Source organism: Hymenobacter sp. 5317J-9 (genome assembly GCF_022921075.1).
In the GTDB taxonomy this organism is placed as follows: Bacteria; Bacteroidota; Bacteroidia; order Cytophagales; family Hymenobacteraceae; genus Hymenobacter.
Window position 1 is genome coordinate 654,234 of record NZ_CP095050.1, and the last position, 25,087, is coordinate 679,320.

Here is a 25,087-nt window from a genome sequence, read left to right on the forward strand (position 1 = left end):
TAAATGAGGGGTCGTTGCCGGCCAGAGACGGGTGGGGCCAACAACAAAAAACCGCCCGTTCGCGAGAACGGGCGGTTGCAAAAGTAGCGTCTAAGTCAGGGAATTGTTATTTCCGAAACTGCTCAATGAGTTTCTTCAGGCCCGGCTGCTCACGCAGCTCGGGGAAGTAGTCGAACAGCAGCACGTGCTGCTCGTAATTGAGCGTGAGGGCCGTTTCCAGGGTGGTGTAGGCCTCGCGCATGCGGCCGTCGGCCAGCAGGTAAGCGCACAACATGTAGTGAAAATGCGCCTCCATGGGGTGCAGGTTCACGGCGTGGCGCACCAGGTCCACCGCTTCTGAGTAGTGCCCTTGCTCGTAGAGAATGGCGCTCCAGCTCACCCAGCCCTGCACGTCGTCGGGGGCCACCTCGGTGGCCTTCTCGTACGATTCGAGCGCACTGACTACGTTGCCCACGTGGTTTTCGGCCGCGCCCAGCGCCGACCAATACTCGCCGCTGTCGGCGTACAGTTCCGTGGCCTTGCGGAAGTAGTGAATGGCCTCGAACCAGCGGCCCTGCTCTTGCAGCAGCACGCCTTGGCCAAACCACGCCTCGTCCATTTGAGGGTTTATTTCCAGGGCCTGGCGGTAGTACTTGCGGGCGGGCTCCCAGTCGCGCAGCTTCTCGTAGCATTCCCCAATGTTGCACAGGGCCTCATCGGTGGGCTGGCCGGGCGGGTAGGCCAGCTCAAACTCCGGAATGGCCTTGCGGTACTCCTGCTGGCACACAAAGGTGTCGGCCAGCCAGTGGTGGGCATCGTGAAAGTCGGGGCTAATGGTCACGGCAAAGTCAAACGCCTCGGCCGCTTTCGCAAAGTCTTCGCGGCGGTACCAGTACTGGCCCAGGTTGTACCAGGCCGTGGCCGAGTACGGGTCGTCGTCGGTGAAGCGCTTAAAGAACTCCTCGTGCTCTTCCAGCCGGCCCGTGATGTCGAGGCAGTGCAGCAGCTCCTGCACGCCGGTTTCGTTGTCGGGGTTGAGGCGCAGGCTCTGCTTGTAGTGCTTGGCTGCACTCTTGAATTTCTGCCAGCTCTGAAATGCCAAGCCCAGGTTGAAGTGAATGTCCTCGCGCTCGGGCTCCTGCTCCAGGCCGGCCCGGAAAAACTCCACCGCCTCGGCAAACTCGCCGCGCTGGGTGCTGATAATGCCGCGCGTCACGGCCACATCGGCATTGGTAGGGTCCAGGGCAGCTACTTCGTCAATCTGGCGCTCGGCTTCGGAATAGTCGCCGCGCATGGCCGTCACCTGGGCGCGGTCAATCAGCAGTTCGGTGGAAAACGGGTATTGGCCCAATGCGGCCTCGCAGGCCTGCAGGGCCTTGTCGAACGCCGCGTTGGTGACGTAGTGGTCGATGATGTTTTCGAAGTCCTCCAGGTCGAAGAATACGGGCTCCTGCTGCGCCACCATCTGCTCGAAACGACGAACGGTGTCCAGCACAGCCCGGTGGTTTTCAAAATGTTCGTTCATGCGCATAAAATCGCAGTTAAGTGGATTAATCGGGGTTTTCGGCAGGCGCGCGGTCAACGGCAAAAGAAAAGAAATAAACCGTCGGCCAGCGCCTCTTCACTCCACTTGTTAGTGCTCTATCAATGATAACAAATATTGGGCAAAACCGTGCAATCCGGCTCTTGCTAAGATACGATAACCGCCTCGGCAGTGGCTGTGTTTGCCGCCAGCTCGGCCGCGCACCAGGCCAGCGTATCGGCTAATGGGCGGAATGCTAAGCCGGTAGCACTTTGCACTTTGGCGTGCGAGTATACCACCGGCCGCCGGCCCGCCCGGGCCGTGTCTTTGGTGATGAGCGGGCGGGCGCCCGTGAGCACCGCCCGGGCGTGCTCGAGGCGCCAAATGACTTCGGCGGCCCAGTCGGGCACGGCCACCGTGGGCGGGCGCCGCTGCAGCGCCGCCGCCGCCTGCCGGAAAAACTCGCCTAGCGGCACGGCCTCCGCGCTGAGGATGTACCGCTCGCCATTCAGCTCGGGATGGTCCAGCGCCAGGGCCAGCAACTGCGCCACCACGTCGCGCACATCCACGAAGTTGACCAGCCCGCGGGTGTAGAAGCGGTGCTGCTGGTGGGCGTAGCGCAGCAGGCGCGTGCTGCTGCGGTTCCAATCGCCCGGCCCCAGCACCACCGAAGGGTTCACGATGACGGCCGACAGGCCTTCGGCCACGCCACGCCACACTTCCAGCTCGCCCAGGTACTTGGAAGTGGCGTAGGCCGGGTGCGCGGCGCCCAGGTCCCAGGTAGCGGCCTCGGTCACGGTGAGGGTTCCGGTGGCCTCTGCCGCGCCCGCCGGCGTGCCCAGCGCCGCCACCGACGATACGTGCGCCAGCCGGATGCCCGGCCGTTCCAGGCAGGCGTCCACGATGGCGGCGGTGCCGCCCACGTTCACGCGCAGCAAGGCGTCCTCGTCCTGCGGCGCGTACGACACCAGCCCGGCGCAATGGAACACATGCGTAACCTCGGGTGTGAGGGCGGCGCGCAGCAGGTCGGTATCCAGTAGTTCGCCAGCCAGCCACTCCACGCCCGGGGCCGCATTTGCTGGCACGGCCCCGCGGTGCAGGGCGCGCACCGCCAGCCCGCGCGCCCGCAGCGCCCGCAACAGAAAGGAACCAATGAGGCCGGTGCCGCCGGTAACGAAAATCATTTTCTGGTGCTTGGTAGTGAGTGCTTAGTGAGGAGTAGCCATTGTGCCACTCGCCACTATCTACAGCGTGTTGTTCAGCAGGGGCAGCCGCAGCAGCTTTTGCAGATAGGGCTGGGGCACGGTGCGGCGCAGCAGGGTGTCGGTGTGGCGCAGGTGGTGGGCGTCGGTTCCCACAAAATCGACCAGGCCGCCGTCAATCAGCTCTTCCGCCACTCGTTTGGCGCCCGGCGAGTAGTAGCCGGCCAGCGAGTTCAGATTTACCTGGAGCAGCACGTCGTAGTCGCGGCGCAGCTTTTCAATCTCGTTCAGGCGCCCGTAGAGGTAGGTGTAGCGCTCCGGATGGGCCAGCACCGGCCGGTAGCCCTGTGCTTTCATCTCAAAAATGACGTCGAACAGGTTGAGCGGCTCGTTCATGTACGACGTCTCAAACAGCAGATACCGCTTCTCGCCGCCAAAGGTGAGCATCTCGGTGCCGTCGGCCAGCTTCCGGCCCAAGAACTCGTCCAGGTAATACTCGGCTGCGCAGTCCAGCTCCACGTCGTCCAGCCCGGCCGTGGCCGCGGCTTCGCGCAGCAACTGCAGCGCCGCCCGAATGCCTTCGGGCGTGTTCTTGTAGAAGTCGCCCATGATGTGGGGCGTCATCACCAGCTTGCGGTAGCCCAGCTCGCGCAGGGCCCGCAGCAGGTCCAGCGAGTGCTCCACCGTCTCGGCGCCGTCGTCGAGGCCGGGCAGCAGGTGCGAGTGCATGTCGGCGCCCAGCGCGGCCAGGGCCGCCACGGGCGGAGCTGCCGGGGCGGCCTCAGCCGCTGCCCCGCCAAAAAGCTTTTGCCAGAGCGAAGCCATGGTTTCAAGAATGCGTTAAGACAGGAACTTCTTCAGCTTCTGGCCAAAGGTGAGCGGCTTGGCCGCGGGCTCTTCGTAGTAGCCTTGGCCATAGGCCCCGTAGCCGTAGCCGTAGCCATACCCGTAGCCATACCCGTAGCCGTAGCCGGCCCCGGCAGGTGCGTCGTTCAGGATGGTGCACATGTTCGTGAAGTTGTTGCTCCGCATCAGCCGGTTCATGTTCTTGATGAAGGCTTTGCGCGAGTAGTCAGCCCGCACGATGTACAGCGGAATGTCGGCTTTGCGCATGATGAGGATGCCGTCGGTCACCAAGCCCACGGGCGGGGTGTCGATGAGGATGACATCGTACGTCCGAAACAGCTCCTGAATCATCAGGTCGAACCGGTCGCTCAAAATCAGCTCCGACGGGTTCGGCGGCGTGGGACCGGCCGAAATGAACTGCATCGACTCGATGCTGGTGTTCTGGATGCACTCCTGCACGGTGTGCCGCTCGATGAGAATGGTGCTCACGCCGCGCGTGTTTTCGGCGCCAAACGCCAGGTTCACCTTGGGCTTGCGCATGTCCAAATCGAGGATGATGACGCGCTGGCCCGAGAGGGCGATGATGCCGGCCAAGTTCACCGTCACGAAGGTTTTGCCTTCGCCCGAAATGGTCGACGTCACCGAAATCAGCCGCTTCTTCTTGGCCGAGCTGATGAAATCCAGGTTGGTGCGGATAGAGCGGATGGACTCGGAGATGGCCGACTTGGGGTTCTTGTCCACCACTAGGCGCGAAATCTCCATTTTCTCCTTGTCGTAGGTCGGGATGATGCCCAGCACCGACGCCTTGGTGTTGCGCTCCAACTCCCGCACGTTGGTCACGGTGTTGTGCATGAAGTAGCGCACCGCAATCAGGCCCAGGCCCAGCAGCAGGCCGCCCACCAGCCCAATGGCGTAGGCAATGAGCTTGCTCGGGAAGATGGGTGCCGCCGGCGGCGAAGCCGGCGACAGAATCTGGAAGTCGGCAATCTGGCCGGCTTGCTGAATGCCGAACTGAATTTTGGTATTAAACAGCTCCAGGTAGCTCTTGCCGTAGAGGTCCACGGGGCGCTTGAGACGCTCAAGCTCGGTGCCTTGTTCCGGCTTTTGGTCCAGCAGGCCGTTGAGCTTGTCGCTTTGCCGGCCCAATAAGGCCAGCTGGCGGCGCAGCAGGCTCTGGTCCTGCTGCAGCAGGCGCTTAATTTTGTTGCGCGTAAACGTCACGCCGGCTTCGCGTTGCTGCACGGCTTCGGTTTTTTCGGTGCTGGAGCGGCGCAGGCGGCGCAGGTCCCACTGCTGGCTGTTCAGGTCGTTCAGCGCCACGGCCAGCTGCGGGTCTTCTAGGCCGGCAATGGCCGGGATGGTTTGCTCCACGGTTTCGTTCTCCGACGTCGTGATGCTCTCGTCGTTTATCAGGCGGCTGATGCTGGCCAGCAGGCTCGCTTTCTCTTCCAGCTCCAGCCGGTCGGCTTCCAGCTTTTCCAGCTTGGTGGTGAGGGCCGCGGCATCGGCCTGCACGTCGTAGGTTTTGTTGGCCTGCGTAAACGCCTTCAGCCGGTCTTCGGCAGCCTGCAGTTCCTTGCGGTTGTCGGCAAGGGTTTTGTTCAGAAAGTCTAGCTTGCGGGTGGTCGACAGTTGCTTCTGGTACAGCTTCTCCTTCAGATACACCCGGTCGATGGTGTTGACCACGCTCTGCGCTTTGGTGGGGCTGTTGTCCTTGAACGAAATCTGGATGGTGTTGGCGTCGGGGTTTACGATGTCAACGGCCAGGTTTTTATCCAAATAGGCGTTCACCGCCGCTTCGTCCTGAATGGTGAAATGGTAGTCGGCTTCGCGGGCCGCTTCGGTCAGGTCCTTCGTGCCGCTCACCAGCAGCTTGATGCCGGGCAGCGCAATGGGCTGTTCCAGGGCATACACCCCGCCCAGCGCCTGGCCCTGGCCCACCACGTCGAGCTTGAACTGGCGCGGTCCCGTGAACTTGAGATTAAACTTGCGGTTGAATAGCGTCCCGTCGCTGATTTCGTACGTGACGTGAAAAGGAGAGGCGTTGTAGAGCTCGGTTTCGAGCACCGTGCCCTGCACGTAGTAGTTCACGTCCAGCGCCAGCGAGTCTTTCAGGCGCTTGTAAATGATGCTGGACTTGATGAGCTCCACCTCGCCCGCCAGCTTGCTGGTGCGGGCCTTGTCGGCGGCGGCCGGGGCAATCTGGTCGGCAATGCCCACTTCGGCGGCCTGGGCCCGCTCGTCAATCTTCAGCAGCGAAGCCGACTGGTACACCGGCTTGGTGTAGCGCAGGTACAGCCACGAGGCCGTGACGCCCAGCACCACCAGCAGCAACAGCCACAGCAGGCTGCGGCGGGCCACCAGCACCAGGGTGGCAATGTCGAGGCCCCCGGCATCGTCGTCGTCGGCCGACAGGCCGGCCGTGGGCAATGACGGGGGCGCGGCCACGCCGCCCGAAGCGTTGCGGATGAGCTCTTCTAGTTCGGTATTTTCGTTTATCGCCATTGCACTGGAATTACCAATTCGCTTATTATCCGGCTTGCCGCGCCCGCTGCGTTTGCGCAGCAGGCGGGCAACCAAGCATCTACTTATTTAACTGAGATACAATAAAAAAGGTCGTAGTCGTTATCAAACTAGTTAACCCGATAAGCGGCGTCAGGTCGTTGAGGGTATCGAGGAACGGCCGGCGAATGGGTTCGATGTAAATCACGTCGTTGGGCTCAATCTGCAGGTTGGCCCGCCGCATGCCGTTCAGGGTCGAAAGGTCAATCTGCTGCACCCGTGGGTTTTTTAGGTCGCCGCGAATGATGCGGATGTTGTCGGCGCGGCCGCCGTTGCGGTACAGGCTGGTGCTACCGGCGCCGCCGCCGCCTTGCCCGTCCACGCCCCCGGCCAGGGCCAGCACTTCCAACAGGTTCATGTTGTCGTTGGTGAGGGCGATGACCTGCCCGCCCGTGGCCCCGAGCACGATGACGCGGTTGTTGGTCACGCGCGTCGTCACAAAGGATTCCTTGTAGAACTCGTTGAAGCGAATGGCCAGCAAACTGTCGGCCTGCAGCAGCGAATAGCCGCTGATGCGCACGCGGCCCACCAGGGGCAGCACCACCGTGCCGTCGGCCTGCACCAGAAACTCCGAGCCGCCCGTCGACGCTCCGGCGCCCTGGCCGGTGTTGCGCTGCGGCGCGGTGTTGCGGCCGCCGGCGTTGCTCTGCTGCCCGCCTATCACGGTGCCGCGGCTGGGCAGGGTGCCGGTGGGCTGGCCAAACTGCAATTCCCCGTTGGGGTCGAGGATGCGCTCGCCTTTGTTGGTGTTCACCCGCACCTCCAGAAAGTCGTTGGGCTGAATGAGGTAATTGCGCTCGGTCCGGTTCAGGGCAATGCGCAGCTTGGTGCTGTCGAGCTGTCGGCCCTGGCTATCGGTCAGGCGAAAGAGCGTTCTTTTTTGATAGTATTTCGTCGAGGCACACGACGAAAACAGCAGCACGGCCGGCAGCGCGAGCAGCCACAGCCGCCCGAGGCGGCAAAGGAAAAAAGAAGGCATGAAGGCCAAGGAATACAGAATCAACGAAAAAAAATCCGGGAAAATCCGTTGGCCGCGGCCGCAGGTTCTCCCCAAAAAGCCTCAAAAGTAACGCTTTTGCCGCGCCCGTTCAAGAAACCGCTCCCGGTTCGTGGCCCTGGGCCAACGTTTCCAACGGCCAAAACCGTACTTTCGTGGAGCCAAAACGAACACTCGTTGGGTTTGGCAGTTCCCGTTCCGTATTTACTCACAATTCCCACCAATCGTTCTCCTTACATGGAAGCCGTAGCCACTGAAAACCAGACCATGATAGCGCAAATGGTGCGCGATTTTGGCGCCCAGCACATCAAGCCCCACATGATGAAGTGGGACGAAAGCCAGGAATTCCCCGTCGAGGTGTTTCACAAGCTGGGCGAGCTGGGCCTGATGGGCGTGCTCGTGCCGCAGGAATACGGCGGCTCCGGCTTTGGCTACATGGAATACGTGACGGCCATTGTGGAGCTGTCGAAAATCGACGGCAGCATCGGCCTGAGCATGGCGGCCCACAACTCGCTTTGCACCGGCCACATTCTGCAGCACGCTTCGGAGGAGCAAAAGCGTAAGTACCTGCCCAAGCTCGCCAGCGGCGAATGGATTGGCGCTTGGGGCCTCACCGAGCCCAACACCGGCTCCGACGCCGGCAACATGCGCACCACCGCCGTGCTCGACGAGAGCGGCGAAAACTACGTGCTCAACGGCGCCAAAAACTTCATCACCCACGGTAAAACCGGCAACGTGGCCGTGGTCATCGCCCGTACCGGCGAAGTGGGCGACTCGCACGGCATGACGGCCTTCATCATCGAGCGCGGCACGCCGGGCTTTGCCGCCGGCCGCAAAGAAGACAAGCTGGGCATGCGCGCCTCCGAAACCACCGAGCTGATTTTTACCGATTGCAAAGTGCCCGTGGGCAACGTCATCGGCAAAGTGGGCGACGGCTTCGTGCAAAGCCTGAAAGTGCTGGACGGCGGCCGCATCAGCATTGCGGCCCTCAGCCTGGGCATCGCGCAGGGCGCTTTTGAGGCTGCAACGCAGTACAGCAAGGAGCGTCACCAGTTCAACCAGCCCATCAGCAACTTCCAGGGCATTGCCTTCAAGCTGGCCGACATGGCCACCGAGATTGAAGCCGCCAGCCTGCTCACCTACCGCGCCGCCGACATGAAGGACCGCGGCCTGAACGTGAACCTGGAATCGGCCATGGCCAAGCTCTACGCTTCGGAAGTGAGCGTGCGCGTGGCCAACGAAGGCGTGCAGATTTTCGGGGGCTACGGCTATACCAAGGACTATCCGGCCGAGAAGTACTATCGCGACGCCAAGCTGTGCACCATTGGCGAAGGCACCAGCGAAATCCAGAAACTGGTGATTGCCCGGGCGCTGCTCAAGTAGTAATCGACAAGGATTCAGCCGTCTTGCTGGGAGAATAGTTTGTTTCGCTAACAATTCTACTTATCTTTGCGGCCCGGTTTACACCGCACTCCTCAGAAATCTCCCTCACTCCCTGATATGATTATCGTTCAAATCAAAGACAACGAATCGGTTGACCGCGCTCTGAAGCGTTTCAAGAAGAAGTTTGAGCGCACCGGCGTGCTGAAAGAACTGCGTCGTCGCACGTTCTTCCAAAAGCCCAGCATCACGCAGCGCAAAATGAAGCAGAAGGCTGTCTACAAGCTCGCCACCTACGGCCAGCCCAACGAATAGCCCAACGCGCTAGCGCCGTTTAGCTTAGCTAAAACCGGCCGGTTTGCCCTATCTGGCAAGCTGGCCGGTTTTTTCGCGTCCGTATGTCAGCAGTCGTTTGGTAAAAAATAAAAAAGCCCTACATTGGATGCCCGGCCCAACTGCCGGGCTTTTTGCTGTAGGAATGGACGCTTTTCTCGATTTTTTGCGCTTTGAGAAGCGCTACAGTGGGCACACGCTGACTTCGTACCAGACCGACCTGGGCCAGTTTGCGGCGTACCTCAAATCGGCGCACGAGCTCAGCGACCCGGCCCAGGCCACGCACCCGCTCATTCGGGGCTGGGTGGTGGAGCTGATGCAGCAGGACCTCGACCCGCGCACCGTGAACCGCAAGGTGGCCTGCCTGCGCTCCTACTACAAGTTCCTGCTGCGGGCCGGCACCATTGCCAGCAACCCCATGCTGCGCATCAAGGCGCCGAAGATGGCCAAGAAGCTGCCCGAGTTCGTGCCCGAAGACTCGTTGAACGGCCTGCTGAACTCGTTCGAGTTCGGCAGCGACTTTGCCGGCGTGCGCGACCAGCTGGTGCTGGAAATGCTGTACGGCACCGGCATTCGCCTCTCGGAGCTCATCGGCATTCACGCCGACGACGTGAGCCTGGGCAGTGGCACGGTGCGCGTGACGGGCAAGGGCAACAAGCAACGCATCGTGCCGCTGAACCCAACGCTGATGCAGGTAATTGAGAAATATCAGGCCCGGCGGGCGCACGAATTCGGGGCAATAGAAGGCCCGTTGCTGCTCACCGACAAAGGCGAGGCCATGTACGAAAAGTTTGTGTACCGCTGCGTGAAGCGGTATTTGAGCCAGATTACGACCTCAGGGGCGCAGCAGCACCCGCACGCGTTGCGGCACGCCTTCGCCACGCATTTGCTGGGCAAGGGCGCCGACCTGAATTCCATCAAGGAGTTGCTGGGGCACGCCAGTTTGGCAGCCACGCAGGTGTACACGCACCTGTCCGTCGACCGCCTGAAATCCGTATTTGAACAGGCCCACCCACGGGCCTGAAGTTGCCACACCCTTTTACCCTCTTAATCAACTGCTTTATGAAAGTTCAGATGCATTCGGTGCACTTCGACGCCGACAAGAAATTGCTTGATTTTGTGCAGCAACGCCTCAATAAGCTGGAAACTTTTTACGATAAGTTTACCGACGGCGAGGTGATTATGCGCCTCAACAACAAAGACGGCATTGCCAATAAGACGGTAGAAATAAAACTTTTTGTGCCGGGCTCGACCCTGTTCAGCGCCGAAGACGCTGCTTCCTTCGAAGCTGCCGCTGATGCGGCCACCGAAAGCCTGCGCCGCCAAATCACGCGCTACAAAGAGAAAACCCTGAGCCATTAATTGCTGCGTTTGCAGCAACAAAAAAGCCCCTCCGCAAACCGGAGGGGCTTTTTTGTTGTCTGATGCTGTGGTGCTGGTCTACAGCCCGAACTCGGCCTTAATCTGGGGCACGTAGTCGAGCTTTTCCCAGGTGAAGGTTTCAAAAGTTTTGGTTTCGCCGTCGGGCATCACCACGTTCACGGTGCCGGGCTGGCGGCCCATGTGGCCGTAGGCCGCGCTCTGGGCGAAGATGGGGTTTTGCAGGCCGAAGCGCTTCACGATGGCGTAAGGACGCAGGTCGAACAGCTTCTGTACTTTCTGGGCTACTTCGCCGTCGGTGAGGGGTTGGCCGGCCTCATTTTTCGCATGGCTGGTGCCGTAGGTGGTCACGAACACGCCCACGGGCTGGGCCACGCCAATGGCGTAGGCTACCTGCACCAACACCTGGTCGGCCACGCCGGCGGCCACCAGGTTTTTGGCAATGTGGCGGGCGGCGTAAGCGGCCGAGCGGTCTACTTTGGAAGAGTCCTTGCCGGAGAAAGCGCCGCCGCCGTGGGCGCCCTTGCCACCGTACGTGTCCACAATGATTTTGCGGCCGGTGAGGCCGGAATCGCCGTGCGGGCCGCCGATGACGAACTTGCCCGTGGGGTTAATGTGGTAAGTAATCTGGTCGGTGAACAGCGCCTGGGCATCGGCGCTCAGGCCGGCCTTCACGCGGGGAATGAGCACGCTGAGCACGTCGGCCTTGATTTTGTCGAGCATGACGCTCTCCGACGCGTCGAACTCGTCGTGCTGCGTGCTGATAACGATTGTGTCGATGGCTTCCGGCTTATGGTCGTCGGAGTAGCGGATGGTGACCTGGCTTTTGGCGTCGGGGCGCAGGTAGGGCATGTCGCGGCCCTCGCGGCGAATGGCGGCCAATTCCTGCAGCAGGCGGTGCGACAGGTCGAGGGCCAGCGGCATGTAATTAGCTGTTTCGTGGCTGGCGTAGCCGAACATCATGCCCTGGTCGCCGGCGCCCTGGTCTTCGTCCTTGGCCCGCTCCACGCCCTGGTTGATGTCGGGCGACTGCTCGTGCAGGCGGTTCATCACCTCGCAGGTGTCGGCGTTGAAGAGGTATTCGGGCTTGTCGTAGCCGATGCGGCGGATGGTTTCGCGCACAATGGGCTCGGCGTCGACGTGGGCCTTGGACTTAATTTCGCCGGCTACCAGCGCGAAGTCGGTGGTTACCAACGTTTCGCAGGCCACTTTGGACGTGGGGTCCTGGCGCAAGTACTCGTCGAGAATGGCGTCGGAAATCTGGTCGGCAACTTTATCGGGATGGCCTTCCGAAACCGATTCGGAAGTGAACAGATAGGGCATTGAATGCGCGAAAAGGGCAGGAGAGAAAAAAGCAGGGCGCCCGCCCGACCGAAACCGGCGAGCGGGCGCGCCACAAAACTACGGAAAACCGGGCTATTGGCCGTAAGGTCAGCGCTGTGAAAGCCCAACCGGCTTTTGCGCGGCAACGCCCTGGCGTTGCGACGGCCCCCGTCCGGGCGTAGCGCGCTACAATTGGGCCAGCCGGCCGCCATCCACGGCCAGGGTGGTGCCGTGGATGAAGCTGGCCTCGGCCGACGCCATGAATGCGATGGCGGCGGCCAACTCCTCGGGCTTGCCCACGGTGGCTTTGTCGATTTGCTCGTTGCCGTTTTTCACGTTGGGGTTGCTCCAGAGCATGGGCGTGTCGACGGCGCCGGGCGCGATGGCGTTGATGCGGGTTTGGCGGAAGTCGAGCTCGCGGCTCATGCCGCGCACAAAAGCTTCCATGCCGCCTTTGCTGGTGGCGTAGGGCACCACGGCGGCGGTGGTTTGGTGCGCGTGCACCGAGCTGATGGCCACGATGGCACTGCCCTTGGGCATGTGCGGCAGGCACAGTTGCGTGAGCTGGGCCAAAGAGCGCAGGTTTACCTGCATGAGCAGGTCCCACTTTTCCAGCGGCAGCTTTACCAGCGGGTCAAACGTCATCATGGCGGCGTCGCACACCAGCACGTCGACGCGCTCAAACTTGGCCAGCACTTTCTGCACGGTGGCCTCAATGGCTTTGGGCTTGGCCAAATCGCAGGCCATAAACACGGCCTGGCCGCCGGCTTCTTTGATGAGACGCACGGTTTCGGCGCCGTCTTTTTTATCGCGGCCCAGGGCGATGACGGTGCCGCCTTCGGCCCCCAGCCGGATGCAGGCGGCCTGGCCAATGCCCGAGGTTCCGCCGGTTACGAGGCACACTTTATCTGTAAAACGCATAACAACCAGCCTGCTTCTGAGGAGAGGCCGCGCCACTTGGCGGGCCGGCTGATTGTACGGGCCTCTGCGCCCGGTGGCCGAGCCTGCTCAGAAATTTGGCGATAATCAGGCAACGGCCAGGGCCGGCGCCACTTTTTCGCACACCAGCACCACGGGCCGGCCGCGCAGGTCGGTGGTGGCAAACAGGTACACGTCGCCGCCTTCCCGAATGCCGGTGCGGCGCCGGAAATCGGCCACCGAGTCGGGAAAGTTGCGGGTGGTGACGTGGGCGCGGGCTTCGGGGCCCAGGTGCGCCTTGAGGGTGGCACCGTCGGCTTTCTCCACGGCCAGCACCCGGAAGATGCGGCCGGGAAAATCGGCCCGCAGCACGTCGGACGTGTACAAGTGGCTGTGCTGATGCAGCTTCAGCAGCTCGAACGCCGTGCCGATGCTGCGAAACGCGCCGGCCTTGAGCACGGCCGCGTTGGGCTCGTACAGAAACTGCTGGGCCTCGGCGTAGCGGGGCGTGGCGCGGGCTTCGCGGGCGCGGTTGAGGCGGAACTCCTGCTGGGTGCCGTCGCGGCGCAGGTTCAGGGCGTAGCGCTCGGGGTCGACGGCGGGCTCCTGGCCCAGCTCGTAGAGCACTTCCTTCACCTCGTTATCAACGGCTACCACCCAGAGCCGGCGCACGTGGCCCAGGCCCTGCACGGCCTGCTCGATGTCGAGCATGGGCGAAGTCTTGAGCAGGATTTTTGTGGCCTTATGCAACAGCAAGGGCATGAGCTTCACCACGTCCGGCTCGCAGTCGCGCAGCAGAAAAATTTTGCGCGCGGCCGTATCGCGCCGGGCCGGGTCGAGGTAGAGCCAGTCATAGTGCTGGTTGGTTTCCTTGAGAAAAGCCAGCGCGTCGGCGGCGTGCACGTCCACGTTGCTGATGCCAAGCTGGCCAAAGTTATAGCGCACCACATCGGCCAGCGCCGGGTTGCGTTCCACGTAGTCGACGTGGGCCACCCGCTGGGCAAACGCCGCCGAGTCGGCCCCGAAGCCGCCGGTGAGGTCGGCCAAGCGCTGGCCGTCCACTAGGCTGGCTTTGAACGCCGCCGTGCGCGCCGACGAGGCCTGCTCCACCGAAAGGGAGGGCGGAAATATCAAATCGGGGTTGTCGGCCCAGTCGGGCAGCTTCACGCGGGCCTTCTGACGGGCCTGAATCTGGCGCACGAGCTCGGGCACGGGCAGGCCGGGGTGGCGGCGGGCTTGCAGGGCCAGGTGGGCGGGGTCGTCGTGCAGGTGCGCGGCCACGTAGCGCCGGGCCGCTTCGGGCAAGGGGTAGTCCATGGAAAGGATATACGGAAAACCCGCGGCCTTAGCGCAAGTCCCAGCGCAACGCCAGCAGTGGCTGGCCGGTGGGCGCCGCGCCCAAGCCCACCCCGCTGGGCCGCAGCCGGGGCCACACGCTGCCGTGGGCCGGCGGGGCGGCGTTGTAGGCTTCCACGGCGCGCTTCATGTAGGTGTTGGTGTTGCGGTTGATGAAAAGCGTGGCGAGGATGCTGGTGGCAAACACGCCCAGGGCCACCTTCTGGGTGTTGTTGAAGTACTGCCGCTCGTCGCCAATCAAAATCTGCTGGCCCCAGAGGCCGAAGGAGCCCACGGCCACCACGCGGTCGACGAGGTAGAGGGTTTTCTGGCGGCGGTACTGGTCGAGGTGGGCCAGGGCTTCGGCGTTGCCGGCCAGGTAGGGGCGCAGCTTTTGGCCGAAGAACCCGGCGCTCTGGTAATTGTCGCCATCTACGCCGGGCGGCAGGAAATCGAAGTTGTGCTGGGGGCCGTTGAGGCCGCGCTCGGCATCTTCGGGGTGCAGGCGAATGGTGGCCGGCGCCTGCTGGGCCAGGGCCGGGGTAAACAGGCTCAACATCAACGCCGTGGTAACTGCCCCACGCAGCCGCCACCCCGCGGCGGCCAGACAATCCAATTTGTGCATGTAACAAAGATAGAATGCGAAAGGAGGCTGAAAACGCCCTGCGTCGCCATTTTTTTGCCCCCAAACTCAACAAAGCGGCCCGGGCGCACGTTCTGGCCGGGCCGGCCGGAAGTTTCCGGGCAACCCGCACCCACATTTTACCGCTGTATCTAATCGTATGAAAACGTCTTTCGCTTCCCTCGCCTTCCGGGCCCTGTTGCCGGCCGCCGTGCTTCTGGCCTCGTGCAGCAAAAAAGATGAGCCTGTGGCACCCGTAGTTGAGCAGGGTCAGGTTAAATTCCACCACGCGGCCCCCAGTGCCAACCTGGACGTGAAGTTTCTGGCCGACGACGCCGAGAAGGCCACGCTGGCCTACGGCGCCAACAGTGGCTACCAAGGCGTGCCCGCCGGTAGCCGCACCCTAAAAGTCAACGTGGCCACTTCCGGCCAGAACGCCGTGACGCAGAGCGTGGCGGTGGAAAAAGACAAGAACTACTCCTACTTCGCCTACTCGCCGGGCGCCACCACGGCCGTGAGCGGCTTGTTCGTGAATGACGACCTGACGACTCCTGCCTCGGGCAAGGCCAAGATTCGGCTGGTGCACCTGGGCCAGGGGCAGGCCTCGCCGCTCCGCCTCACGCAGCGGTTGGCCGTCGGCTCGCAGGCCATCACCGCCGATGTGCCTTTTGGCACCGCTTCGCCGTTTGTAGAAATCAATGCCGGTACCTACAACATCGACGTTTCGGCGGGCAACCCCAGCGTGGCCGTGTTGTACGTGGCCGAAGGCAACGGTTCGGGTTCTACCACGGCTTCGAAAAACTACGAGTCGGGCAAGATTTACACCGTGCTGGTGCGGGGCTACACCAGCCTCGACCCCAATTTGGCCCCCAAAGTTGTGCTCATTCAGAACAATTAGCCTGATGGCCATAGTGCATAAAAAAAGCCCGCTGGAAATATCCAGCGGGCTTTTTTATGCGCTATGGCGAAGTATTACTCCTTCACCACCCGCAGGTGCTGCGCGGGCTGGCCGGGGAAGGCCAACTGCACAAAGTACACCCCGCTGGCCTGGCCGCGCAGGTCGAGCGACAGCTGGCTGAGGCCGGCGGCCAGCACCGGAGTGGTCGTGGCCAGCACCAAGCGGCCGGCGGCATCGGTCACGCGCAGCTGAGCGGCGGCGGCCGGCGTGCCAATGGGCAGCTCCACGCGCAGGGTGAGGCCGTGCGCGAAGGGGTTGGGCACGCCCGTGAAGACGATGGCCGGGGCCGCTTCGTTCTCGAAGCGCAGAGTGCGCACGGGCGAGAATTCGGTTTTACCGGTTACATCGAGCTGGCGCAGGCGGTAGTAGCGCAGGCCAGCCTTGCCCTTCTCGACATCGAGGAAGCTGTAGTGACGCGGGGCACTGCTGCTGGCCGAGGGGCTGGCCACAAAGCCCAGTGTGCGGAACGCGCGGCCGTCGAGGCTCACCTGCACGTCGAAGCCGGCGTTGTTTTTCTCGCTGGCGGTGGTCCAGGTCAGGTTGGCGTTGGTGCCTTGGCGTTCGGCCGCGAAGGCGGTGAGCTCCACGGGCAGCGGATTGGTGGCGCTGCCCAGCGTCCAGATGGAGAAGTCCGAGATGCCGGTTTTGCTCACCGTATTGCCGGCAATGCTGATGGGCGCTTGGTTGGCCCACGGCCCCGTGAGGCTGCTCACCGATTTGAACAAGGCCACGTTGCCGGGCGCAATGCCGTTGCGCTCGTGGTCGAAGTAGCTGAAGTCCATGGCCACGTTCAGGCCCGCGTTGGTGGCGGGCTGAATGTCGAAGTAGCGCTTGATGCTCTGGCTGGTGCCCACGCCGGTGAGCACCGTGCCCGTGGTGCGTACCACCGTGGTGAGGCCGGGGAAAGCCGTGGAAGCGGCGTCCGGCGTCAGCGTCAGGCCGATGTTGCCGAAGCTCTCGGCCGTGGCCGTGCTCAGGTCGCGGCCGGGCACCGCTACCTGGCCCAGCACGTAGCTCGCGTCGGTTTCGGAAAGGGTGGCGCCTGGTGTGAGCGTCACGGTGTAGGCGCCGGTGTTCAGCACGCCCTGGCTCATGGTCAGGGCATGAGCTACGTTGGTATTATTGGCCAAAGCCAGCACGCCGGCGGCACTGCTCAGGTTCACGTTGAGGTCGTAAAAACCGGCAATGCCCGTGACGGTGGGCGCCGCGCCGCGGAAAGCCACCATGCCGCCGGTCAGGCTCACGTTGGCCGTAGCCGTATTGCTGGTCAGGTCGCCGTACACGTTCAGGGTGCCGGCGGTCTGGGCCAGGCTGGCGCCGTTGGCGATGGTGAGGGTGCGCACGGCCGCGTTGGCTGCGGTGTTCAGGTTTGGATAGTTGGCCAAACCAGCCGGAATAAGGGCGTCGATGGTGTTGCTGGGCACGCAGGCCGTCCAGTTGGCGGCGTTGAACCAGTTGCTGCCGTCGCCGGGCGCATTGCCGGTGTAGGTGGTTTGGTCGCCCACGGTCACGGTGGGGTTCGGGCTGAGCGTGTTATCCGTCGTCAGCGTTTCGGGAATGGTCAGGCCCTCGCTGGTTTGCAGGGCCACCGTCAGCGCTTGAAACGTGTAGGTGCCGGCGGCCGTCAGATTGGCGGTGCCCACGCTCACGGGCAGGCTACCGTTGGCGGGAATGGTGCCGCTGGTCACGGTGGCGCTCAGGGGCTGGGTGCCGCCTCCCGGCAATACCAGCGTGCCGCTCACGAGCAGCTTCTGGTTGACGCCCAGTACCAGCGGGTTGGTGCTGGTGTTGGTCACGCTCAGCGTAATGGGCGCGCTGAGGGGGCCTGGCGTGCAATAGTTGGCGGCTGGGGCCGTCAGGGCCGCAGCATTCAGGGCCACGTTGGTCGTGTTGGGGAATTCGTAGGCGCCCATGTCGGGGCCGGTTTGGCTGGCGGCCGTGCCGGTGGCCCGCACGGTGCCCACCAAATCGGTGGTGATGCCGCTAATGGTCAGGCCCAGGCCGTTAAGGGCAGAGTTGGTCGGGCGGAGGATGGCGTCGAACACCGGGTCGATGCTCTTGGAATTGGCGCCTTCGCCCCCACCGCTTTGCGCCGTGGCAATGGTGGAATACCCGGCGTTGCTGCCGTTGCTTAGCAACACGCCGCCGGTTAGGTTGGGCACCCATAGGTCGTTGTAATCCGACGCGCCGCCTACTTGCGTGCCCGACGTGGAATGGTAGGCCGAGTGGAACGCCGGCCCTGTCTGTGCCCCGGTGAAGTTGGCGAAGATGTTGTCGCGAACGTTCAGCGCCGCGCCGCTGGCGCTGCTGAACTCGTAGCCCGTGCTGCTGTAGGTGGGCGTGCCGGTGTTCAGACTGACGGTGTTGAAGGAGACAAAATACGAGCTGATGGAAGTTTGCCCGGCCCCACTGGTCAGGAAAATGCCATTCACGTAGCGAGTGGCCGTGGCCGTACCCGTGAAGCCCGACGTGAGCCCCGTAATGACGTTGTTATACAGGCTGGTCGAGTGCTGCACGGCCCCGGCGGCGTTGCCCGACGTCGTGCTGCCTTCCAGATACACGCCCCAGGCTTTGCCCGTATTGGCGGCGCCCACCGTGGCAATGTTCGAAATGCGGTTGTTGAAGACGGCGTTGGCATCGGCTGGCACGGTGGTGCTGGCGCCCCCGCTGAGCTGAAACACGTAGATGCCCGCCGCGCCTCCGGTGCTCGTGCTGCTCACGTATTGCACCACGTTATCGTGAACTGACAATTTCCGGTTCACGCCACCGTTGATGCCCACGGCGAAAGCCGCCACGCCGCCAACGGGGGCCGTGCTGCTCCCAACGCTGCAGTTGGCAATTTCCGTGTTGTAGTCGTAGAAGGCGGTGCTATACCCCAGCGCTACTATGCCCGCTACGGCGTTGTACACCTGCAGGCCGAGGTAGCGGTTGTTCTGGTTGCAGCCAGCCAGGCTGGTGGGCGTGGTGGCGCCGCCGTAGCGGAGGTCCAGCGTTTGGGCCACGCCCCACGAGGCCAGATTATTTCGGTTCAGAGAAATAGTGGCGTTTTGCACCGTGTTGTTGAAAGCGCCGTTGGTGGCCGAGGCATTACGCACCAGGTAGCCAAACTCGACGTTGCCGCCCGGGGCGTTCACGTCGATGCCGTCGAAGGTGAGGTAGTCGGCACCCTGCACCGTGAAGCCCGCGTCCAGCGCGTTCAGCGCCGAACCGGCGGGCTGGAGCACCGGGTTAGCGCCCGCGCCGGCTTTCTGGAACGTGACCGCCGTGGTGGCGCCCGTGGCCGTGGTGGTGATGGCGGGCACTTCCTCCGCGAAGGTCTGGCCGGCGCTCACGTTGAACGTCACGGCCGGCGTGCCGGCCGTGGCCGTCGTAATGGTGCTTTGGTTGAGCACGGCAACGGCGTCGGAAAACGAGCGGAAATTGCGGCCGGTGGGGTAACTAGTGGCCTGCGTGTTGTCGATGGTGTACGTGCCACTCAGGACCAGCGCCGTGGCCGGCAATACGGCTGCTTCGTCGCTGCCTAGGTCGGGGGCGGTGCCGGTGCCGGTGTAGCCGGCGCTGCCCTGGCGGGTGTCACCGTCGTAGTCGGTGTCCACGGTGCCGGCCAGCGACACCCCGGCGCTTTCCAGCGCCGAGAAATTGCTCAGGTGCAAGTCGGTGGTACTTACGAAGCCCGGCACGGCGTTGCGGGAATTACCGTTCTGCCCCAAGCCGCTCGTCGCGTTCTGAATGGCGGCGAAGGTCGTTAGGTCGCTCCCCGAAGTGGCAGCCCCGGTGCCGGCGTAGTTGCCCAGCACGCCGTTCGGGCCGTTCACGTAGTAGTCGTTGTAGTCGATGGTGGCGTAAGCAGCCCGGGGAGCGCCGCTGTAGATGGCGTAGTTCCTGGCCCCGCTGCTGCCGGGGCTCACCAGCGAGTTGGCAAAAACGTTGTTGCGCACGTCGAGCGTGCCGGCGGTGGTTATCAGCGAGCTGGTGTGGAAGGCCGCCGAAACGGTGCTGGCGGTGGTGTTGGTGGTGGCGCCGGTCAGGTTCACGGAGTTGTAATACACCTTCGCGCCGCCCATGCTGCTCAGCAGGCGAATGCCCGAAATCCCGTTGGTGCTCAACGACGTGCCGCACGAGCCGTTGATGCCGGCCACGGTGTTGTTGGCGATGAGCAGGTTGCTCGCGGTACTGCCGGTGCGGGCGTCGATGCCGTGCGCCCCGAAGCTGCCGGTGGCAGTGGCCGCAATGTTCACCACCCGGTTGCGCGAGATGGTGCCGTCGGTGAACCCGGCGCCCGCGTAAATCCCCGAGGCGTCGGCCCCAAAGCCTTGGCTGATGCCGTCTACCGTGTTCTGGCTGATGGTGACGAACGGCACCCCCGTGTCGGCATAGATGCCGAACAGCGGCGTTGCACTGCTGCCCACCACGTTTTGCACGGTGTTCCGCGTGATTTGGGCGCCCGTGGCCGAGGAGTTGCCCCCGGTGTTGCTAATCTGAATACCCACCGTGGTCAGGCCGGCGCTGGGCGTGCCCACCGCGTTGTCGCTAATCACCAGCCCGTCGAGGCTGCCAGCCGTGGTGCCGCCCGCCGTGCCGCCCGCGTAGATGCCGTAAGCCAGCGTCTGGAACGAGTTGTTCTGGATGGTGAGGTTGTCGTTATCTGCCCCCGTGCCGGTGCCCCCATTCGAAACGATGGTATTGCTGCCGGCAAATACCCCAAAGAGCCCCGTGGAGCTGCTGGTGCCCACCAAATTGGTGTTTTTAACAGTGATGTTGGTGGCGCCGGCACCGGTGCCCGCGCTGGCCACCCACACTACCGCCGTCAGCACTTGGTTGGTGGTGTTGCTAATGGTCAGGTCGCGGGTGCTGCCGCCGGGGGTGTTCGAGCCATCGAAGGCGAAATAATCCACGCCATCGAGCTTGAACACGGCGGTGTTGGTGTTGCCGCTGTTGCCGCTCACCACCGGCGCCACGCCTGGTGCGGGCTTGATGGTAACCGTGTTGGTGGCGCTGGCGCCGCCAAAAGGCGGAATCACGAAGGGGAAAGTTTCGCCATTGGCCGCGTTGTAGGGCGTGGCGGTGGCGTTGGTCAGCGAGAAAACCACCGGGCCGCTCACGCCCCGGAAAGCCAGGTCGGCCAGCGCTGCCGTGATGGTGGCGTAGTCATTGCCGGCCGCTACGCCCACGGTATAGGTTCCGTTCAGCGGGCCCACGATGGTGCGCGCGGCGGCCGTTCCCGTCAGGGCAATAGCTACCGGGCTGCTGCCGCTCGTGATGGCCGAAGCCGTATTGGTGACGCTCGACGTGAAAGCCACGTTGGTGGGCACGGCCGCGATGGTTCGGCCCACCGTGGCGCCGCCGGTGATGTCGTAGGTCAGGAAGTAGTAATTAGCGCCTTCCGTCAGGGGCTGCGGCGTGCTCAGCGTGAAGGTGAAATTGGGCGCGGCCAGGCTGCCCGTGGTGCCCAGCAGCGTGGCCGTGCCCGCCGCGAACGTGGCGCTGGTGCTGGTATACAGCTTGGCATTGGTAATGTCGTTGGTTGGCACGGCGGTGCCGGCTAGGCTAAACGTGACGCTGGTCAGCCGCAGGCGGTCGTAGCTGCCCGCCGTGGTCACAGTCAGGCTCGTGATGAGCTGGTTGGTGGCGTTGTTCGTCGTGTTCAGACCGTTCTGGGCGTAAGTCAGGGCCGTGACGGCCATGGTGGGCGCGGGGGTGAAGTTGCCCTCGTCGGCCCCCACGTCGGGCGTGGTGGCGTTGCGGGCGTCACCGTCAAAGTCGGTGGTTACGCCGCTCACCGGCGTGCCGCCGCTCTCAACCAACGTGGCCACGGCCGGGTCGATGTGCAGGAACGTGGCAGCGCTGCCGGTGGTGCTCAGAAACGGCGGGTTTTCGGTGCCGGCGGCCGATTCCCGCAGCGGCGTGGAGCCGCCCAGCGCCGCCATGGCGTTGCGGTAGTCGGCCAGGGCCGGGTAGGTGGTGGGCGTGCTGCCTTCGGCGTACACCACGTTGTTGGCGCCGGGCGCGCCGGCGTACAGGATGTTGTTGTTGGTCGTGGCGGCGGTGTTGGCGCTGGTGGCGGCCACGTTGCGGCGCAGGGCGCTGGTGTAGGCCGCGCCCACCGGCGTGCTCAGGTTCACCAGCAGGTTGTTGCGCAAGTCGAGCACCCCGGAGCCCAGCAGCACGGCCGACGAGCCGAACGTGGTGGCCGAGGTGCTCGTGGCGTTCAGCCGAACGGTGTTGTGGTACACGTTGTAGGGCCCGCTGTTGGTAAGGTTAATGCCCACCAAAGAACCCGCGGCGGTGCTGATGGGGGCCCGCAGGTCGCCAATCAGGTTGTTGTCCACGTTATCGGCGCTGCCGCCCAGCGTGTAAATGCCGTACACCGTGGCCGTGGCAGCGGCCGAGGAAAGGTCGTACACCTTGTTGCGGCTGATGTTGAACGTGCTGCCACCCCCGAAGTAGAGACCGTACACCGCGCCGGTAAAGGTGTTGGTGTGGCTCAGGGCATACAGGGTGTTGCGGCGCACGTTGGCCGTGGCCGCGGCCGAGAACCGAATGCCGTACACCGACGAACTGGTGTTTTGCGCCAGCACGTTGTTGATGACGTTGTCTTCCAACGTGGCCGTGCCAGAGGTGCCCAATCCGGTCACAAACATGCCGTACGCTGACCCGCTGTTGGCGCTGTTGGTCAGGCTCACCCCCGCAATGGTGTTGCCGGAAGCGGTAATCGTGGCATTGCCCGAGCCCGGCGCGGCGAAAAACATGCCGTATGCAGAGGGTGAACTGCTGCTATTGGTCGAATTGACGTTCTTGATAACGTTCGACGAAAAGTCCAGGGTTGGTGAGGTGGCGCCGCCGTTGAAATAGATGCCCGCCACGGGCGTCGCCCCGCTGTTGTTGATGCCGTTGAGCGTGGGCGTGGCCGCGTCGCCCACTTCGCCAACCTGGTTGCTCTGTACCTTCAGGTTGGTCACGTTTGTGCCCGAAGTGAAGCTGGTGGTGCCGCCTACAAAGATGCCGTACACCCCTTTGGTGAGGCTGCTGGCCGGGCCGCTGCTCAGCTTGTTGATGGTGTTGGCGTTGATGGTGGAAGTGGTGGCGCCCCCGGCGTTGTCGCCGTAGTCGAACAGCACCCCGTAAATAGCCCCCGTGACCGACGTGATGTCTTTGATGGTGTTGCCCTCAATCTTGACCTGGGCCCGCGAGGCGGTGGTCCCGGCCGTGTTCTGAATGCCGTACACGTCGGACGACCCCGGGAAGGAGAGGCCCTGGATGACGTTGCCCGTTATCGTGTGCAGGGCCGGCGTAGTGGCCGGGCCGCCCGCGCCGTTGTAGTAGCCATAAAAAGTGCCGGCGTTGGTGGTGCGGGCAATGTTTTTGGCTGTGTTGTTGGTGAAAGTGACGGTAGGGGTTTTGTTGCTGTTATAAGCCAAGGCGAGCTGCCCGCTGCTGATGAGCGACTTGCCGGCATTGTCCCAGGTGTTGCCATCAGCTGTCCACGAAGCCAGGTTTCCGGTGGAACTGCTCACCAGGATGCCCATGAAGTAGATGGCGCCCGAGCTGCCCGCCGTAGCCGCTACCGCCGTGAATTGGTTGTTGCTGGTGGTCAGCGTCAGGCCAGTGGCCTCGCACCGAATGCCGTAAACGACGGCGGTCTGATTGGTTTGCGTGGTCAGCGTGTTGTTGCTGGCCGTTAGCACGCCCGAGGTGCCCAGGTTGAAGGCAATGCAGCGCAGCTCGCGGGTAGCGGCCGTGCCGCCATTGCCGGCGTTGTCCGCCGTATTGAAGGTGATGGACGTACCCGTTTGGTAGTCGGCCAGAATGCCGTACACCTCGCCGCTGGTGCTGCTGCCGGCGTTGATGTTGTTGATGGTATTGCCAGCGGCGCTGGCGGTGCCGCCCACGGTGTTGTTCTGGTCGTAATAGGTAGCGCTGGTCAGGCCTTGCAGCACTACGCCGCGGCTCATGTTGGTCAGCGTGTTGGCCGTAAACGTGTTATTGGTGTTAATAGCGGTGGCCACGGTGGCGCCGGTTACCACCGCAGCCGCCCCCGTATTGTCGGTATTGGCCGACAAAATGCCCGTGGTAATGGAACTGGTTGCCAGTGGTTTTTGCAGCGTGACGGTGCTGTTTTTAATCGTCACGTTCTGGCAGCCGTTCAGCGTGGCGCCGGTGCCGGCGCGCCACAGGGCGTAGCCGGCTTCCATTTGCGTGGCCGCCGTGGTGTTGGTGCTGGGGTCGAGCAGGTCGATACCGTCGAAGGTGACGTAATCGGTGCCGTTCAGGCCGATGATGGCATCAACCGTCGTGCTGGTTGAGCTGCCGGGCGCGGTGATTTTGGGGTTGGCCCCGGTGCCCGATTTCTGGAACGTAACCGTGTTGGCCGCGCTGCTGCCGGCAATGGTGCCGAGCGCGGCCTTTTCCGTGTAAGTCGAGCCCGCCGTCACGTTGAACGTGGTAGCGCAGGACAAGGTACTGGCATTCAGAAACGCAAACGCGTTGGTGAACGAGTTGAACACGCCGGCGCTGCCCGTCGCATTGCCCGTGGTGTTGTCGATGCCGTAGAGGCCGCACACGGTGGCGGCCACCGTGTAGTTGTAGTTGGCGCCCCCGTTGTTGTTCAGGTTCAGCGTCAGCATGTCGTAGTCGGTGCCGATAGCCGCTGCCGTGGCGATGGGCGAGCTGAGCACGTAGTACGACACCGCCGTGCCGGCCACCTGCCCCGGTATAAGGCCCGTGGCCGTGGTGCCCGACACCGTGAGCGGCACCAGCGCAGAGGTGCCGAAAGCGTTGGTAGAGTAGCGAACGTAGAAATATTCGGCCGCATTGGGCGCGCTGGCCAGCGTCGCCGTTATCTGCACCAGGCTGTTTTTGCCCGGCGTGGCCGTGTTGGCGGCCACCGCGCTGATGGCCACCGGGTTGTAGGCCGTTTCCAGCACGGCCATGGTGTTGTCGGCCGTGGGCGCGTTTTTGGTGATGTTGAACGTGTAGTAGCGCCCGGCCGTGAGCGCCGGCAGGCCGCCCGGCACGCCGTTGTTGCCAGAATAAGTGGCCGTGCCGTTGTTGGTGCTGGGCGGGTAAGCGGTATTCGGGGCAATGGCTTGGTTGAAGCCGGGAATGCGGTACTTGATGCCGGCGTTGGCGTACGGCAGCCACTTGTTGTTGTAGTCCACGTTGCTCGCCGTGCCCTGCGCAAACTGCCACTCGGCCACGTTGTCGTTGGTGGAGTTGGTGGCTTGGGTGCGGTACTGGCGGAAGCCGCCCACATCGACCAGGTTGGCGGCCACGTAGGTGCCATACGCCGAGTTGCTCACGTCGCCCGTGTTGGTGCCTATCACCGAGGGTTGGGCCCACACCGGGGCTGCGCCCAACGTGAGCAGCCCAAGCAGCTGCCACATGCGCGCGGCAGTGGGCCGCGCATCACGCCGCCCGGAGAGTAAAGTTTTAACCATATAAAATGAAAAAGGGGGTGGGAAACGCCAAAAGGGCATACAAAAGCCTCTCTGCTTGCGCAAAAAGGCAGTGGTATTATTTCAGCCCTGAAAGTTAATTCGCCAAGCAGTTTAATTCCTAGCCCGGAGGTATTTGCATGTTCATATCTGGCCGGCCTGACATTTTTCCTCGTCAAAGGGCGTAAAATTCCCGCTGATGTCGCCTCGGCTGCGCCCAAGAAACCACGGCATAGCTTGCCTGAAGGGCGGGCGAATTGGCCGGCTTCGTAGTGCCGGCCCTTGAACAAAACATG

The 25,087-nt window shown here is 63.1% G+C and carries 15 protein-coding genes; 5 read left to right on the plus strand and 10 right to left on the minus strand.

Annotation, left to right across the window (positions count from 1 at the left end):
* Nucleotides 1–106 precede the first annotated feature (106 nt).
* From MUN81_RS02620 to MUN81_RS02640, 5 genes are all read right to left on the minus strand, one after another.
* Entirely contained in the window at nt 107–1,504 is a 1,398-nt protein-coding gene (locus tag MUN81_RS02620; protein WP_245114839.1) for a tetratricopeptide repeat protein, read from the minus strand.
* Between the two features lie 164 nt (nt 1,505–1,668).
* Complete coding sequence (locus MUN81_RS02625) at nt 1,669–2,685, minus strand: NAD-dependent epimerase/dehydratase family protein (RefSeq protein ID WP_245114840.1); 1,017 nt, start codon at nt 2,683–2,685, stop codon at nt 1,669–1,671.
* Between the two features lie 60 nt (nt 2,686–2,745).
* The gene (locus tag MUN81_RS02630; RefSeq protein WP_245114841.1) at nt 2,746–3,528 is read right to left on the minus strand and encodes a CpsB/CapC family capsule biosynthesis tyrosine phosphatase; all 783 of its coding nucleotides are present in this window, start codon (nt 3,526–3,528) and stop codon (nt 2,746–2,748) included.
* 15 nt (nt 3,529–3,543) lie between these two features.
* Complete coding sequence (locus MUN81_RS02635; protein ID WP_245114842.1) at nt 3,544–6,054, minus strand: polysaccharide biosynthesis tyrosine autokinase; 2,511 nt, start codon at nt 6,052–6,054, stop codon at nt 3,544–3,546.
* Between the two features lie 79 nt (nt 6,055–6,133).
* Complete coding sequence (locus MUN81_RS02640; protein ID WP_245114843.1) at nt 6,134–7,090, minus strand: polysaccharide biosynthesis/export family protein; 957 nt, start codon at nt 7,088–7,090, stop codon at nt 6,134–6,136.
* Nucleotides 7,091–7,345: 255 nt separating this feature from the next.
* Between MUN81_RS02640 and MUN81_RS02645 the strand changes: the two genes are divergently transcribed.
* From MUN81_RS02645 to raiA, 4 genes are all read left to right on the plus strand, one after another.
* Nucleotides 7,346–8,491, plus strand: a complete 1,146-nt coding sequence (locus tag MUN81_RS02645) for an acyl-CoA dehydrogenase family protein (RefSeq protein WP_245114844.1) — start codon at nt 7,346–7,348, stop codon at nt 8,489–8,491.
* 117 nt (nt 8,492–8,608) lie between these two features.
* Nucleotides 8,609–8,803 carry a 30S ribosomal protein S21 gene (gene rpsU / locus MUN81_RS02650; RefSeq protein WP_190924805.1) on the plus strand — a complete coding sequence of 65 codons (195 nt, stop codon included), beginning with the start codon at nt 8,609–8,611 and terminating at the stop codon, nt 8,801–8,803.
* A gap of 163 nt (nt 8,804–8,966) precedes the next feature.
* The gene (locus tag MUN81_RS02655; RefSeq protein ID WP_245114845.1) at nt 8,967–9,845 is read left to right on the plus strand and encodes a tyrosine-type recombinase/integrase; all 879 of its coding nucleotides are present in this window, start codon (nt 8,967–8,969) and stop codon (nt 9,843–9,845) included.
* Between the two features lie 38 nt (nt 9,846–9,883).
* On the plus strand, nt 9,884–10,183 hold the full coding sequence (gene raiA, locus MUN81_RS02660) for a ribosome-associated translation inhibitor RaiA (protein ID WP_190924809.1): 300 nt from the start codon (nt 9,884–9,886) through the stop codon (nt 10,181–10,183).
* A 78-nt stretch (nt 10,184–10,261) separates the two neighbouring features.
* Here the strand turns inward: raiA and metK are convergent, their stop codons facing one another.
* The 4 genes from metK to MUN81_RS02680 all read right to left on the minus strand — a co-directional run bounded on the left by metK (nt 10,262) and on the right by MUN81_RS02680 (nt 14,336).
* Complete coding sequence (gene metK / locus MUN81_RS02665; RefSeq protein WP_245114846.1) at nt 10,262–11,524, minus strand: methionine adenosyltransferase; 1,263 nt, start codon at nt 11,522–11,524, stop codon at nt 10,262–10,264.
* A 186-nt stretch (nt 11,525–11,710) separates the two neighbouring features.
* Nucleotides 11,711–12,445 carry an SDR family oxidoreductase gene (locus MUN81_RS02670; protein WP_245114847.1) on the minus strand — a complete coding sequence of 245 codons (735 nt, stop codon included), beginning with the start codon at nt 12,443–12,445 and terminating at the stop codon, nt 11,711–11,713.
* Between the two features lie 105 nt (nt 12,446–12,550).
* Nucleotides 12,551–13,759, minus strand: a complete 1,209-nt coding sequence (locus MUN81_RS02675; protein WP_245114848.1) for a class I SAM-dependent methyltransferase — start codon at nt 13,757–13,759, stop codon at nt 12,551–12,553.
* A gap of 28 nt (nt 13,760–13,787) precedes the next feature.
* Nucleotides 13,788–14,336, minus strand: a complete 549-nt coding sequence (locus MUN81_RS02680) for a hypothetical protein (RefSeq protein WP_245114849.1) — start codon at nt 14,334–14,336, stop codon at nt 13,788–13,790.
* A 223-nt stretch (nt 14,337–14,559) separates the two neighbouring features.
* Between MUN81_RS02680 and MUN81_RS02685 the strand changes: the two genes are divergently transcribed.
* Entirely contained in the window at nt 14,560–15,297 is a 738-nt protein-coding gene (locus tag MUN81_RS02685; RefSeq protein ID WP_245114850.1) for a DUF4397 domain-containing protein, read from the plus strand.
* 74 nt (nt 15,298–15,371) lie between these two features.
* Here MUN81_RS02685 and MUN81_RS02690 read toward each other — a convergent pair whose 3' ends face one another.
* Nucleotides 15,372–24,794: a BNR-repeat neuraminidase N-terminal domain-containing protein gene (locus tag MUN81_RS02690; protein WP_245114851.1), complete on the minus strand. Its 9,423-nt coding sequence runs from the start codon at nt 24,792–24,794 to the stop codon at nt 15,372–15,374.
* Between the last annotated feature and the right edge of the window lie 293 nt (nt 24,795–25,087).

Bases quoted from the DNA above. Each gene is read 5' to 3' on its own strand.
- MUN81_RS02620 (WP_245114839.1), bottom strand. From the start codon at position 1,504: ATGAACGAACATTTTGAAAACCACCGGGCTGTGCTGGACACCGTTCGT.
- MUN81_RS02625 (WP_245114840.1), bottom strand. From the start codon at position 2,685: ATGATTTTCGTTACCGGCGGCACCGGCCTCATTGGTTCCTTTCTGTTG.
- MUN81_RS02630 (WP_245114841.1), bottom strand. From the start codon at position 3,528: ATGGCTTCGCTCTGGCAAAAGCTTTTTGGCGGGGCAGCGGCTGAGGCC.
- MUN81_RS02635 (WP_245114842.1), bottom strand. From the start codon at position 6,054: ATGGCGATAAACGAAAATACCGAACTAGAAGAGCTCATCCGCAACGCT.
- MUN81_RS02640 (WP_245114843.1), bottom strand. From the start codon at position 7,090: ATGCCTTCTTTTTTCCTTTGCCGCCTCGGGCGGCTGTGGCTGCTCGCG.
- MUN81_RS02645 (WP_245114844.1), top strand. From the start codon at position 7,346: ATGGAAGCCGTAGCCACTGAAAACCAGACCATGATAGCGCAAATGGTG.
- rpsU (WP_190924805.1), top strand. From the start codon at position 8,609: ATGATTATCGTTCAAATCAAAGACAACGAATCGGTTGACCGCGCTCTG.
- MUN81_RS02655 (WP_245114845.1), top strand. From the start codon at position 8,967: ATGGACGCTTTTCTCGATTTTTTGCGCTTTGAGAAGCGCTACAGTGGG.
- raiA (WP_190924809.1), top strand. From the start codon at position 9,884: ATGAAAGTTCAGATGCATTCGGTGCACTTCGACGCCGACAAGAAATTG.
- metK (WP_245114846.1), bottom strand. From the start codon at position 11,524: ATGCCCTATCTGTTCACTTCCGAATCGGTTTCGGAAGGCCATCCCGAT.
- MUN81_RS02670 (WP_245114847.1), bottom strand. From the start codon at position 12,445: ATGCGTTTTACAGATAAAGTGTGCCTCGTAACCGGCGGAACCTCGGGC.
- MUN81_RS02675 (WP_245114848.1), bottom strand. From the start codon at position 13,759: ATGGACTACCCCTTGCCCGAAGCGGCCCGGCGCTACGTGGCCGCGCAC.
- MUN81_RS02680 (WP_245114849.1), bottom strand. From the start codon at position 14,336: ATGTTGAGCCTGTTTACCCCGGCCCTGGCCCAGCAGGCGCCGGCCACC.
- MUN81_RS02685 (WP_245114850.1), top strand. From the start codon at position 14,560: ATGAAAACGTCTTTCGCTTCCCTCGCCTTCCGGGCCCTGTTGCCGGCC.
- MUN81_RS02690 (WP_245114851.1), bottom strand. From the start codon at position 24,794: ATGGTTAAAACTTTACTCTCCGGGCGGCGTGATGCGCGGCCCACTGCC.